The 12,475-nt window shown below is 51.3% G+C and carries 17 protein-coding genes; all 17 read right to left on the bottom strand.

Annotated features, from left to right (window positions below):
• Window positions 1-14 precede the first annotated feature (14 nt).
• Complete coding sequence (locus LIZ87_RS04935; protein WP_227145613.1) at window positions 15-569, bottom strand: SUKH-3 domain-containing protein; 555 nt, start codon at window positions 567-569, stop codon at window positions 15-17.
• 22 nt (window positions 570-591) lie between these two features.
• Window positions 592-1,191 (bottom strand): hypothetical protein, encoded by a 600-nt coding sequence (locus LIZ87_RS04930; RefSeq protein WP_227145611.1) that lies wholly within the window; start codon window positions 1,189-1,191, stop codon window positions 592-594.
• Window positions 1,181-1,684 carry a DUF2004 domain-containing protein gene (locus tag LIZ87_RS04925; RefSeq protein WP_227145609.1) on the bottom strand — a complete coding sequence of 168 codons (504 nt, stop codon included), beginning with the start codon at window positions 1,682-1,684 and terminating at the stop codon, window positions 1,181-1,183. Before LIZ87_RS04925 ends, LIZ87_RS04930 begins: the two co-directional genes overlap by 11 nt.
• Before the next feature lie 84 nt (window positions 1,685-1,768).
• Entirely contained in the window at window positions 1,769-2,848 is a 1,080-nt protein-coding gene (locus LIZ87_RS04920; protein ID WP_227145607.1) for an ankyrin repeat domain-containing protein, read from the bottom strand.
• Between the two features lie 7 nt (window positions 2,849-2,855).
• Window positions 2,856-3,197 (bottom strand): hypothetical protein, encoded by a 342-nt coding sequence (locus LIZ87_RS04915; protein WP_227145605.1) that lies wholly within the window; start codon window positions 3,195-3,197, stop codon window positions 2,856-2,858.
• Window positions 3,198-3,211: 14 nt separating this feature from the next.
• On the bottom strand, window positions 3,212-3,799 hold the full coding sequence (locus LIZ87_RS04910; RefSeq protein WP_227145603.1) for a hypothetical protein: 588 nt from the start codon (window positions 3,797-3,799) through the stop codon (window positions 3,212-3,214).
• Window positions 3,775-4,185, bottom strand: a complete 411-nt coding sequence (locus tag LIZ87_RS04905) for a hypothetical protein (RefSeq protein WP_227145601.1) — start codon at window positions 4,183-4,185, stop codon at window positions 3,775-3,777. The genes LIZ87_RS04910 and LIZ87_RS04905 overlap by 25 nt, the downstream gene beginning before the upstream one ends.
• Window positions 4,182-4,394, bottom strand: a complete 213-nt coding sequence (locus LIZ87_RS04900; RefSeq protein ID WP_069432244.1) for a hypothetical protein — start codon at window positions 4,392-4,394, stop codon at window positions 4,182-4,184. The genes LIZ87_RS04905 and LIZ87_RS04900 overlap by 4 nt, the downstream gene beginning before the upstream one ends.
• Before the next feature lie 13 nt (window positions 4,395-4,407).
• On the bottom strand, window positions 4,408-4,641 hold the full coding sequence (locus LIZ87_RS04895) for an immunity 17 family protein (RefSeq protein WP_195462159.1): 234 nt from the start codon (window positions 4,639-4,641) through the stop codon (window positions 4,408-4,410).
• Window positions 4,642-6,657, bottom strand: coding sequence for an immunity protein Imm33 domain-containing protein (locus LIZ87_RS04890; protein ID WP_227145600.1), 2,016 nt, complete (start codon window positions 6,655-6,657; stop codon window positions 4,642-4,644).
• A gap of 21 nt (window positions 6,658-6,678) precedes the next feature.
• Window positions 6,679-6,957 (bottom strand): hypothetical protein, encoded by a 279-nt coding sequence (locus tag LIZ87_RS04885; protein WP_227145598.1) that lies wholly within the window; start codon window positions 6,955-6,957, stop codon window positions 6,679-6,681.
• A 31-nt stretch (window positions 6,958-6,988) separates the two neighbouring features.
• The gene (locus LIZ87_RS04880; RefSeq protein ID WP_227145596.1) at window positions 6,989-7,831 is read right to left on the bottom strand and encodes a DUF2262 domain-containing protein; all 843 of its coding nucleotides are present in this window, start codon (window positions 7,829-7,831) and stop codon (window positions 6,989-6,991) included.
• A 13-nt stretch (window positions 7,832-7,844) separates the two neighbouring features.
• Window positions 7,845-8,822, bottom strand: a complete 978-nt coding sequence (locus LIZ87_RS04875; protein WP_442912180.1) for a hypothetical protein — start codon at window positions 8,820-8,822, stop codon at window positions 7,845-7,847.
• 153 nt (window positions 8,823-8,975) lie between these two features.
• Window positions 8,976-9,242 (bottom strand): hypothetical protein, encoded by a 267-nt coding sequence (locus tag LIZ87_RS04870; protein ID WP_227145592.1) that lies wholly within the window; start codon window positions 9,240-9,242, stop codon window positions 8,976-8,978.
• 170 nt (window positions 9,243-9,412) lie between these two features.
• Window positions 9,413-9,676, bottom strand: coding sequence for a helix-turn-helix domain-containing protein (locus LIZ87_RS04865; protein ID WP_002593789.1), 264 nt, complete (start codon window positions 9,674-9,676; stop codon window positions 9,413-9,415).
• A 15-nt stretch (window positions 9,677-9,691) separates the two neighbouring features.
• On the bottom strand, window positions 9,692-11,470 hold the full coding sequence (locus LIZ87_RS04860) for a VirD4-like conjugal transfer protein, CD1115 family (RefSeq protein WP_178711368.1): 1,779 nt from the start codon (window positions 11,468-11,470) through the stop codon (window positions 9,692-9,694).
• 54 nt (window positions 11,471-11,524) lie between these two features.
• The gene (locus LIZ87_RS04855) at window positions 11,525-12,463 is read right to left on the bottom strand and encodes a DUF3991 and toprim domain-containing protein (protein WP_178711366.1); all 939 of its coding nucleotides are present in this window, start codon (window positions 12,461-12,463) and stop codon (window positions 11,525-11,527) included.
• Window positions 12,464-12,475: the final 12 nt, after the last annotated feature.

Here is a 12,475-nt window from a genome sequence, read left to right as displayed (position 1 = left end):
TCCTTATTATTTCGTCATACCTTTCCATCCAGTGCCTCAACCGTTTTCATGGCAGCGGAATCAAATTTGCACTGCCGCAGTTCCCGTTCGATCAGGGCAAACACATCGGGGAAACACTCGATCTCGTCCTGATACTCATATTTCGCATACAGTTTCCCGTACTCCGAGATCCAGACCTCTGCCGGGTAGTAGTAGCCGATGTGACCGATGGGCTGGCACTTCTGACCGGCAGCCTGTTCGATCTCCGCCAGCTCACAGCCGGACATATCCCGGAAATAGGCGTCCTCCAAATGGTTTTTGATCCCGTTGACCAGGTAAGGGAACAAAGCAAACTCAAAATCCGCCGCCCATTTCAGCTTTTTCTGCGCCAAGTACCACTCACAGCACAGGCCGAAATACTTGCGATAAAACCGTTGGGTGGTCTTCATCATCGGGACGCCATGATCGGCGTAATACTGCTCCGCAATGGAAATATCCACACTGCGGCCTTCGTACCACCCGGCGTACTCCATCAGCTGCTTAACCTTGCTGCCCAGATCGCCAGAGATAGGGATGCGTTCTTTGATCATGGTAGTATCCTCCTGTTTTTCGTCACCACAGCCGGTCGATCTGGGTATATATCTTATTCAGTTCTCTGTCCGTAAAACTGGTCAATGCGTCGGTGGGTTCTGCAAGCGGCATCACATTCAAAATGTCCAGCACATAATACCAGATCCCAGTGTCCCAGTCTCGGAACCGCCCATTGCAGACAGCTCGACCATAATCACCAGGAATCAAATCCAGTGCCAGCTCATTGAGGGGCTGTTTTTGCCCGGTCTTATCATAGGTATATCGCTCCGGCATCGCACCAATATGCCAATCATAGCGGTAACGCACCTGGATTCCGGACTCCTGCTGAATCAGTTCAAAAGGGTGAAGCCGCATTGTGCCATTCGGCTTCCATTCCATCAGCCTGCGACAGTCCCTATCAATCCGAAATCCATCGGGCCTCTGTACGATAGATGCAAAGTGAGTAGGTAGGCCAAAGGAATAATAAGAGAAGAAGTCTTTAGGCAGCCGCATCGCTCTGGGATACTGGTTCCGTTGTGCGGCGGCGTTTCCGCCCCGACAGTCTTTATACCATTGCAGGCGGATCTGCTGGATCAGAAGCGTGGGCAGATATTTTTCTCTTTTTCTTTCCTCAGCTCTCATGGGTGATACAGAAAATCTCCTTGTTCAAGTCAAAGTAGGTCACCATCAGTTCGTCAGTAATCTCCGGATTGAAGGACAGGTCCAGAATGAAAACTTGCTGATCCATCTCGTCATCCACCAGGCTGCCGAACCGCTTGAGCTTCAAAAAGTCCACCATCTCGGCAAAGGACAACTTGGCCGGGTCGGTTCCCGGAAAAAGTTCCGCCGCAATATCCGGGCCTACATCGTCCCGATGGAACTTCATGAAACATGTCACAACGCTATGGTAGCGGCTGTCCTCGTCCGCCAGCGCCGCTTTGATGGCGGCTTTGGCCTTTTCCGCCAATTTCTCCGCCTCATCGATCATTTTTCCCACCGCATCCATAGCGGCAGAATCAGCAGTCAGTTCTTCCTCTACATCGAAAAGAAAGGGCAGTCCCGATTCATCGGGAAAGCTGAAGATTTCCTCGCCGGGTGTATATGTAAAATCAATGCGTTTACAGTTCAGTTTCATAATATTATCCTCCTTACCCCTCAATGCAGGCAGCTTTGAGATGGGTGATGTAAGTTCTGTTTTCTTCTGTCATCGGTTTGCTCCTCATTCCTCAAACTCGCCCTCGATCATTCCGTTCAGATACCGGCCGGGATCTGCGATGAAGTCATCCCATTTGGCCAGGGGATGGAATTCCTCGTGCTCAATGTCCAGATAGCAGAGTTTCTTATCTCTGGGACTCCACAGCAGCAAATAGTCGCTGTAATTATCCATTTTCGCCATGAGGGAGAGCAGCTTTTTCCGCTTCCAGGTCATCTCCTGCACATCCATGAAGGAGTAGAGTTCCGCCCACTTCACCCATTCCTGCTCCGGGAACTCCAGCCGAAGGGGCCCGGTCTTCAAGTATTCCACCAGCTTGGCAGGCAGCTTGTAGGGAATGAGCTGCCGGATCTTTTCCTGCTCGTTGTGCCATTCCTCCGGCTCCAGGGCCTTCAGGTAGTCGGCCATCTCCTGATTCTTGTTCTGAACCGCCACACTGTAGGGACGGTCGCCGTATTTGTCAACAAGGGTGATGTCTGCCCCCTGTTCCACCAGCCAGCGCACCATGAGGAAATTGTTTGAGCGGGCGGCCTCGGTGACAGGGGTGGAGGCGTAAGGGAACACCATGTCCGGCTTGTGGTAATTGATGTCCGCCCCTTTTTCCAGCAGCAGTTTTGCAAGCTCGGCCTGCCCATCAGACACCGCCGCCCGGAACGCCTCGCCGCCAAACTTGTCCACTGTGATCCCGGCTTGCTCCAGCACCTGGATATTCTCCGGGCGCTTGCCCCAGCGCACTTCCTGGAAGGCCCGCTCTTTCTGCTTCGGGCTGAGTTTTGCGGCCTGTCCAGCAAAGAGCGCCACCACCTCTGGCCCACAACAGCGGGCAGCGGTGAGCAGCAGGGGCTGTTCCTCTGCCAGACCGGGATCAGCTCCATGCTCCAGCAGGAAGTGGATCATGGGCACATCATTCCGAAAAACCGCGATCTCCAATGGCATCAGCTTGATGTATTCGCTGAGCTGGATGGGTACATCTAAATCCAGACCGCCTTGGAGCAGCGCCTCCAGCTTGGGAGTGTCATGGTCACAGATGGCGGCAGCCGTTTCCGGGATTGTCTCCCAGCGGCCAATATATGCAATTTGGTACATAAGGCACCTACTTTCGTTGTTGTTTCACTTGATAGGGAACGGTCCGGCCCAGCACCCGGCCTTTGCCAACGGCATTGGCTCCCTCATAGATCAAAAATTCCGCATTGTTTTCCAGCGGAGCATAGTCAATGGTATCTGGATAGAGGGGCTGGGCATTTCCCAAGGCCGGTGTATCAAATGTACACTCGGTTCCGTCCAGAAAGCATACACCCAGATATTCCGTAGTTCCAATAACCACAAAATGGGGACAATACTTTCCACTGACCAGGCTGGGTGGTATTTTTCGTTTGCCGCTCCAGAAGATGACCTCCACATGAAGCACCGCCCGGTTTTCATCTGTTCCAATCATGCCGCATTCTCCTCTTATCCCACAATGGTGGTTTCCTGGATAGCCAGATTATCGTAATCCATGGCGATCAGCTTTTCAGCGGCCTGTGGGGTACACATAAACCAGGTGCTCATGCCCCAGGCATCCATCCTTGTAACCGTGAAGAAGTCGGTTTCGGTGGGAGTCGGATTTCTTGCGTCAAGATAGTGGTCGGAGTAGAGGTACACCAGATCTACCTCCTGCTCCGGTAGCCACTTGGCCCGGCGCGCACGGGGCTTTCCGTTTTTCAGCGTCTTTTCTCTGGGGTTCTCGAACCATTCCAGCTCCTTGAGTTTCAGGCCAGTGAAGGCATCCATCAGCCGCTGGGCGATCTCCCGGTGGGTAAACACGCCGCAGTTCCAGGAGCCCATCAGCCATGTCTGTATAAAATCGCCCACCTTGCTGCCGGGAGCAGGAGGTCCATAGACGCTCTCATCCGCCCACATGACTTCCATCTTTTCGCACTGATCCGGTCGGGGGCAGGATTGCTTGTTGCCATAACGATACATGATATTCACATAGCCGAAGTTCTTGCCGGTTCGGTCATGGCCGACGGCTTCTATTTTATAAGCAGTGATTGACATTGCAGTTCCACCTCCTTAGCCAGGACAAATCCGCACAGCCCAAGGGATGAGTCAATGACAAATACCCGGATGTGCTCCCGGTCCATGCGCTCCCGCAGCTCCTCGATGCCGCAACAGGCGGGAAAGCCGTAAGGGATGGTACCATCCAGCAGGTCTTTATACTGTTCAAAAAAACCGTCCACGGTGATCTCGTCCATGCCAAAGAGGATGTTGTCCTGGATCACATTCTCAAACCAGTGGGCCAGCAGGCCGGTGAAGTGAACGGATACTTTCTCTCCGGACTCGGTCTGGGTATCCATGTGCAGGGTATGGGCTTCAAAGTCAGCGCAGTAGCACAGGACTCTGTTGTCGTGCAGACCATCAAAAGAGCCAATCAGCGTACTCATAGGGATTCCTCCTCGTCCATGAGCTGCTCCTGCACCTCTTTGGGCAGGTCATTCCACAAAATATCGTATGTAAAATCCCGAATCTCCGGGTAACACTCCCGTGCAGTCTTTTCCGCAATATCTCTATTCAAGTAGTGCATCTCTTGGTGGAAAAACCAGTTGAGTTTTTCCATCAGCCGATAGAGTCGGATCTGTTCTTCTTGGGTCATGGGATTGCTCCTCCTATTTCAATTTCAGTACAAATCCCCAGATGCTCACCACGATCAGGAGGACGCCCAGCAGGAAGAACACCACCCGCCGGTATCCTCTGCTGTGGCGGTGGGCATCCCGCGTACCAGTGGGGTCGCAGAGCCAGTTCCAGTTGCGGATCGCTCCAATTAAAATCACGGCCCCGATGACCACTGAGGCAATATACCAATGCTCTTGCAAAAATGCTGTGATCTGTTCGCTGTTCATTTAGGTTTCCTCCTCGCCTTCGTCGTCGCGTATCACCTCATACCACGCTCCATCTTCTCCGCGCATCTGCATGGTACCATAGGGCAGGTTCAGGAGCGGGATAATGTCTGGATCGATGCGGCAGATGTCCCGAATATCATAGAAGCCGCAGTGTGACTCGTAGTATTCATCCCCTTCACCGTACACATCGCCCTCGTCCCCGGAGTAGAAGGCCCAACCGCTCTCCCAACCCATATCCTCACGCTCAGGGAACAGCCGGTCCATAATCTGCACCTTGCACCCATCCTGGGCGACGCGGTCAGAAGCGTAGCAGAACAGAGGGCCGTCCCAGTCGGGAATGACAGCCGGTTTCCCTTCCGCTGCCCGCGCCACCCGCTCCTCGGGGTCATCTGCAAATTCCGCTTCCAGATACTGTTGATACCGCTCATCTAACAGCTGCTCCACACTCTGACGGATTTCTTCGGTATATGGCAGAAGTAGGTAGGCCGCTTCTTTTTCCGCAATACTGTTCCAGACACGGTCTTTCAGCTTGTCCAAGACGATATTCCGGCAATCCCGGCGGTAGACATAGGGGTTGGATCGGTTGTCCTGGGCGTACCACTGGGCAAAACCGGAGCCTCTCCGGTCAAAGAACTGAGTAGACAATTTCCCATCCAGGTTGTCCAGGATGAACACCCGAAGATCAGGCCCCTTTCCGGTCTGGACTGCCTCCACTATCTCCCGATACCGGGAGATGAACGGGTTACTCATCTGGCCCCGCTTCATAGCCCAGCCCAGGAAGAAAACCATCAGATTGCAGGCGTCCAATTCGTCCACTGGCAGGTGAAGCTCTTGGATCTTCTTGATCTGGTCTGCGGCGTTGTCCATCTCCGCTGGGTCGTAGCTGATTTTCTCTCGGTCGGTGACCACATTCAGCCGGTGTGGATTGATGACCTCCAGGCTCTCGTCTGGGCAGAGGTCCAGCAGGGCATCCGAGCCGTGCTCCAGCTTGTATTGGAGCTCCTCCCGGTAGAGGGGGATCACCTGATAGAAGTTGACCTCGTCCCCGTCCGGCAGACGGCAGAAAAAGGACTCCTCCCCAAACACACCGGGATAGAGCAGGATCTCGCCCCGCAGGTCCGTATTCTCTGCAAAGGGGATGCCATCCTCACCCTCCATAAGTGTAGTTCTGGATTCCAGCCCTACCTCCGGGTCCTCCATGGCGAAGTGGGCGGTGGCCAGCATCATCCGGATGGGCCAGCTCCACCGTTCCTCCCGGCAGTCTGCCTTTGTCAGCTTCCAGTCTCGGGGCAGGTTGATGAGCAGCTCTGCCCGTTCCAGTTTTTCCTCCCGACGCTCCTCCGAGAAATCCATCCGATGCCGGCTCAGGCCCACAGTGACCAGGGTGTAGTAGTCATGTTCCGGTCGAGGCAGGATGACGGCGATTTCCAGAGGGTGATCCGGATCGCTGTCGTCCGTGAGGAGTTGGGTATAGACACCGAAATACTGGTCGATATGTACTTTCACATGGCCGAGGATGTCATCGTCGGCAGGGGGGATGGTCTCCCACCGGATGATCTCCTCCCGCTCTTTCCAATCCAGTTCCAAGGAATTTTCCTCCTCCAGATATTTCTCACAGTCCCGCACCAGCTCTTGGGCATCCGGGTCATCCGGGGCCAGGGACAGCCAGCATTTTGCGTATTCATAAGCGGTGGTTGCGGAGCCGTATGCCATCAGGCAGGAGTAGCCCATCCGGGCATTCCAGTAGGGATCGTTCTCACCCTGGGTGCGGACGGACTCCAGCAGCTCAATGGCGTGTCGGATGAGATCCCCGTCCACTTCACCGTCGGTCCCATGCTCTCCATGATCTCCCAGAGCCGCCAGATTGCTGTAAGCCCGACTCAGCTTGACGGTCAGCAAATAGCCCCGCTCCTGTTCCGGGATAGCCTCGATGGCCTCAATACATCGTGAGAACTCGTCCGCATCATTCCACTTCTCAATCTGCTCCAGCAGTTTTGTTTCTTCTGTCTGATTCATCATTTCACCGCCTTTTCTGTGTCATCCTTTGCCTTTTTTGAAGTGTCCACTGCCTCGCCAGGTGTTGACCACACAGGTGAAGATCTGGCCGCAGTGCTTGCACCGGATCATGTGAGCCATAATTTCGTCTGCCCATCCATCCTCAGTCTTTACCTTCTCCAGCGGGCAGGTGGACTCCTCTGCTATCAATTCAAATTCCCCCTCCGACACCAACTGCTGAATGTAAGCAATACAGGCCAGATAGTCCTTTGGGGCGTCAAATTTTCTCCATATTTGAATGTTTCGGCAGTGCTCGCACATAGTGGACACCTCCTTTTGTAATCGGTTGTAGTCAGCCCTGTATATCAGCGTCAACAGGACCTTTTTTCAGTGTCCCATCCACAGTGACCACATGGCCCCAGAACATATCGTCGTCCTCATACCAGGCGGTAAACCGGCCGCCGGGAGATACTGTAAACTCGGTGAGCAGGATACGACGGGCGAACTCATCCTCGGTGATGGGGTCTTTCTCCGGATCTCGGTCAGTCTGGTCATTGTCGGCCAGCCATTCGTTGGCCTGAGCAGTGAGCTTTTGGGCAGCCATCGCTCGCAGGGACTTGTCCCAGGCTTCCTGCTCTGCCACCAGCTTCTTCATCACATTGGTGACGCGGGTCCAGGACGCTTTCTTTTCAGTGTCCACATCCAGCGAGATATGGACTTCGTTTCCCATCCACTTACAGGTTCCCTCGAATGTGCTCATCTCCCGATCCAGTGTGAGAGTTCCCAGCACTTCGTCCTCCAGAAGAATGGGCTTTGTATATTCCGTCCAGATCTCCTCTAATGCTGGACAGGGGACACCTTCCTCCAGCACTTCCGTGACATACCACTGGGGTTCACTGAGGGCATCACCTTTCCAGCCGCGGGCTTTGATCCGGTAGATCTGGCCCTTGGCGAACCGCTTGGAATAGCCACCGGCATCCCGTTCCTTGTCCGTCAGCGGCCAGCTCAGGTAGCATCGACCGGAGATCACCTGTCCAGTCTGGACATCTGCCATTGCGAGGGCATGGGTATGCGCCGCCCAGAAGGTATCCAGAAAAGTTTTATCCGCGCTGATACCGTCCTGAATCAGTACCAGCTTTTCCTCATCTTCCGGGGCGTACAGAGCAATAAAGTCCTTAACCGTTCTCTTTTTCATGGCGTTCTCCCTTTCAGGTCTGCTGGTGCTGCATGGACACGATATGGCAGTCCGGGCAGAACTCCACATAGAGCGTGCCCTCCGCACAGTCAAACACCGTATCCCACTGGATTTGGACCAGATACTTCATGGGCTTGCCGCAGTGAGGACAGGTCGTATATTCCGCGTCCTGCACCCAGTTGCCAAAGCCGCCGACGGTGTTCACATCCTGGCAGGCCGCGCCGTAAAACAGGGGCACCGGCGCTTCGCCCAGCACAAAGGGATTTTCGGTGAGGGCCTTGTAGTCCTCGGGACTGACATAGCAATCCGTCTTCTCCGCCCCGTCAAAGAGCTCGGAGGGAAAGACTTCCACGCCGCCATCCAGGGTAAAACGGTTAAAGGCGGGGCCTTTCAAAAAGCCCACACAACTGGGGCAGCATGTGGCGGTCAGGATACCGTCCAGTCCCAGAAACCGGAGCCGCTCATCCCGGCCGTCCAGCACCAATATATCCACCATGCGTCCGCCGCAGTGGGGACAGGTATCTTCCCGTTCTAGGCCAATGCGGACGGGAGATTTCTCGCCAGTGGTTCCCTTGACCATAGGATAGCAGGTGTCGAAGTTGAGTTGGATTTTCTGGCCCTCCTTGTCGAAGGTCCAGCCTCCGATCTGCGCATAGCTGGATGGGTCTACATAGAGGCCCTTGCGCCAGGGCCGGGGATTTCGCTCCAGCTCCAGCAGAGTCTCCATTGCCTTGTCATCTCCTTGCATAGCAAGGCAACTCATCAGGTTGGAGGCCGCGCTGGAATATTCCGCGGACAACAGCGCATGGATCAGACCATCCCGCACATCGGCGGGAGCGTGATAATAGATCTCACAGGGCCAGAACACCTCTGCGGCCAGTGCCACTCGCTGAATCTCCGGGGTGATGGCATCATGGTAGCCAAGCAGCTGCCAAAAGTCGGCGAACTCTGGATCCTCCATATCAGCCAGCCTCTGGATGTTCTGTATCAAGTTTCTTTGTTTTTCGACAATTTGTTCCGGCGTCCAGGCCAGAGCAGCTTGCCGTTCTTGCTCGCACTTACATTTCCAACACAATCCCTCATAACCCAAGGGGGTTCCACAGCTGGGGCAGGTATATTTCAGACTCATGTTCTCATACTCCTTTCAGGCAATAAAAAAGCCCCACGCCGCACTGTCATAAAGACAGGCTGACGCAGGACATGAAGAAGCCGCGTTGAAGGAGCCGCATCCACCAGAGGATGTAGTTTCTTCAACAACCAAAATATTTTTTTCGTATCTTAAAGCAGCAAATTGCTGTCCAATATATTTGTTCATAGCGGCACCCTTTTTGTTCACATAGCATTTTTTTATTATACCACATATTGTTTTATTCGGGAATATTTTTCTTACCCTAAGTTGTTTTATATTCACCAAAAATTGATACGCATTAACCTCACACTCACCTTCTTTTTTTATAGATAACTGTCTAATTTTTTCTCTGATTATTATATTTCTTCAAGTGATACCTTCTCTTCATATGTCATATTGCCATATCCCATATGCCACCAAGAAAACAAACTGATCCCTTGGTGGCGTATCTTCTAGCTGCTGTCTATCAGCGTATATAAAAGACTGCTTTTTCCTCCGTTTTCACGCCACCTCTGTTCCTTTTTTATAAGCCCAGCCTTTACCAGATCCTGAATCGCCCGTTCTACAGTTCTCCGTGATAGGTTTAATTCCTTTGCGATAGTGCCAATCGCAGGATAGCATTGTCCGTCTGTATTACTCCGGTCCTTCAAATACATATACACAGCTTTAGCCCGATGGGGCAGATCTGAAGAATAAATTTTAGAAAAATAAGCCATCTGTTCTCCTCTCTGCTAATCGGTTCTAAGAGGTGGTCTTCGAGTAGCTGCCTTATGCTGTTTTTCCTTCGCTGTCTCTCCATGAGCCTTTCCTCCTAAAAAAGAAGCCTCCTCCAACTTTCCGCTTTCAACAGATCCCCTCCATAAGTCTTCCTCATCAAAATCAGACCGCCTTACTATTTCCTCCTCCAATTCCAATCGGTCAGCATATACAACCTCTCTTGCTGCCTGTTCCGGGACTTCATAAACCTCCTCAAACCGGATACCCCATTTAAAAAACAAAGGAAGTCTTGTTTTCATAGGGCATACCCCTGTCTTAGCAAGAATGAAATTCCCTTTTGGCAAGGTCTTTAACTCCTCCGGCGCCATTAATGGTCTGCTCATCATCTGCAGGCTCTGGCTGGGGTCATTTTTTCCTCTGGATATAGAACCAGACAACACTGTTCTGTTTCCCAATGCTTTTGATAAGATTTCTGCGCTCTCTGAGTTTGGTGCAAAACCTCCAAACAAAATATCCTGGCAGTTATCGATGATAATACTGGAACCTTCTTTTCCATAATTCTTTTCCAACTGCGCAAAGCTCTGAATGATAGGAACCATGCTGATCCGTCTGGAACGGCCTGCAGAAAACATCATCTCCATGGATTCAATTTTTGGTATGGTTCCGATTTCATCCGCAAACATCATGACTCTGTTGGGCAGCTTTCCTCCATGTTCATCTGCAATCGTCAACATTTCCCGGTAAAGCTGTTGTAAAAACAGGGATACCATAAAATACTTCGTGTTATCTTCTTCCGGCAGCACAATAAAAATTGCTGACTTTTCCCTACAGAATGTTTCCGTGTCCAAGGTACTCTCAAAGCACAGGATCTGTTCCATTTCAGAATCCAGAAACGCATTCAATCTGGACATGGTTGTGGATAGCACAGAGGCCATTGCCTGATCCGCAGAATTTAAAGCTGCTCCTGCAAACCACTTCGCCTTGTGAGTAGGTGGCAGCTTATCCATAAGTAACTGGAACAGGCTCCGGTTCTTCACTGGGGATGGCGCTAGAAGATCCTGAATCAGCTTGAACACAGAAATGATATGGCGTTTCTCTGGCGGGCAATACTCTGCAATCAACAGAATCACAGAAGTCAGCAAACCTTCTGCTGCATCATAGAAAAAAGCATTTTGTCCATAACTGCTGGCAGAAGCCCCTTCAGAGCAGATGATTGTTTTAGCTGTAATTTTCGCATACTTCTCTGCTCTTGCCTTTGCTGCCAGATTTTCAGGATTCTTTAAATACTCATCCATGTATTTATTAACCAGCGTCAGGATATTGTTGCCATCAGAACGGGTGGGATTTCGTAAATCCAGAATGGAAATCCGATAGCCATAATATTCCTTGGCTATACCTGCATAATTACGAAACAGATCGCCCTTCGTGTCTGTGGTGAGGAAACTCATTCCAGAAGCACAGGCATATTCGATATTAGGGTATAAGAAGTTTGCGGTCTTACCCACTCCTGCTGCCCCGATCATGAGACAGTGAATATCTCCACTGTCTACCAGTGCTGTGATGGAATTTCCTTTCTTTTTGTATCCAACTACCAGCCCCTGCTCTTTTGGTAGATGCTTTCCTGCTCTCCATTGCTCCGGTTCATATGGTACATGAGCATACGTTTCCCGTATTTCCTTTTCCGTTGCAAACCGTGCAGTTCCATACTGCCCGTCTCCTACCGTTCTCGATTTAATTCCGTTTAAGGTATAATGATTTGATATCATTACCAGACTGCCGATTACAGCGAACATCCCCAAACCTATACAAATAAATATAATGACTCCCTGTATCCTACTCCCCTCCTCTCACATCATCTGTATAACTGTCTGCTGTCTGTTCATATATTCCGGCGGTGGCTTCTTCAGCTCTTGAAGATCCTCATTCCAATCCTTCAGATTTGAAAAAAGCGAGAATACCATATGGTATCCCCGCTCAGACAGGTTTTTCTTTATCCGTTCCCTTGCCTGGATTCCCGCCTTATCATGATCCAGACATAAAGCAATTTGGGAGATGTGCGGTGCATCATTCAAAAGCTGCATCAACGCATGTTCTGCCACCCCACAGAGTGCCACATAACTATGATCCATCCACCCCTTTTGATACATGGAAATAAAAGACAGCATATCAATCGGTGCCTCAAATACATACACGGTATTACTCTTCCCAACCCAACGAAAACTGTACCTTGGATCACATCCTTCTACATTCCCCTTAAATGGTTGTCCCTTCTGACAGGTTCCCCTTTTATGTGCATGGCGTGGGATTCCATCTGAATCAAAACCCACAAACACAACATTATGATATTTAACATCTTCATAAATCATGTGTTTTCCTGCAAATACAGATACTACTTTAGGATCCACACACCTTGTCTTTATCAGATACGCAAAAGCACGGTGCATGGTCTGGTTCGCCTCTGGAAGTACAAATGGCTTTTTCGGTTCTAGTTGCTGATTCACGCTTTCCCGGTATGCAACTCCCTGTTCTCCACCAAGCAGCATTGTAACTGCATCCGGAAAGCTCTGGTTATAAAACATCCGCACAAAGTCAATGGCACAGCCTCCCTTTTCTGTCGCGTGATCATACCATCGATTTCCCCTCACTGTAATACTGTGATCACTGGCCAGGCGCTTTTCTCTTCCAGAACGAAGCAGCTTTTCCCCCTGCCTGGAAAGAAAATCTTCCAGATCCACCGCATTGGCCCTCTGTTTCTGTTCTTCCGTAAAATAAACAAATTCTCCCATGCCATCCTCCTT

The sequence above is a fragment of the Lacrimispora sp. 210928-DFI.3.58 genome (assembly GCF_020554865.1).
GTDB lineage: Bacteria > Bacillota > Clostridia > Lachnospirales > Lachnospiraceae > Enterocloster.
The sequence above is the reverse complement of the archived record's forward strand: the minus strand, read 5'-3'. Positions and strand labels throughout refer to the sequence as shown.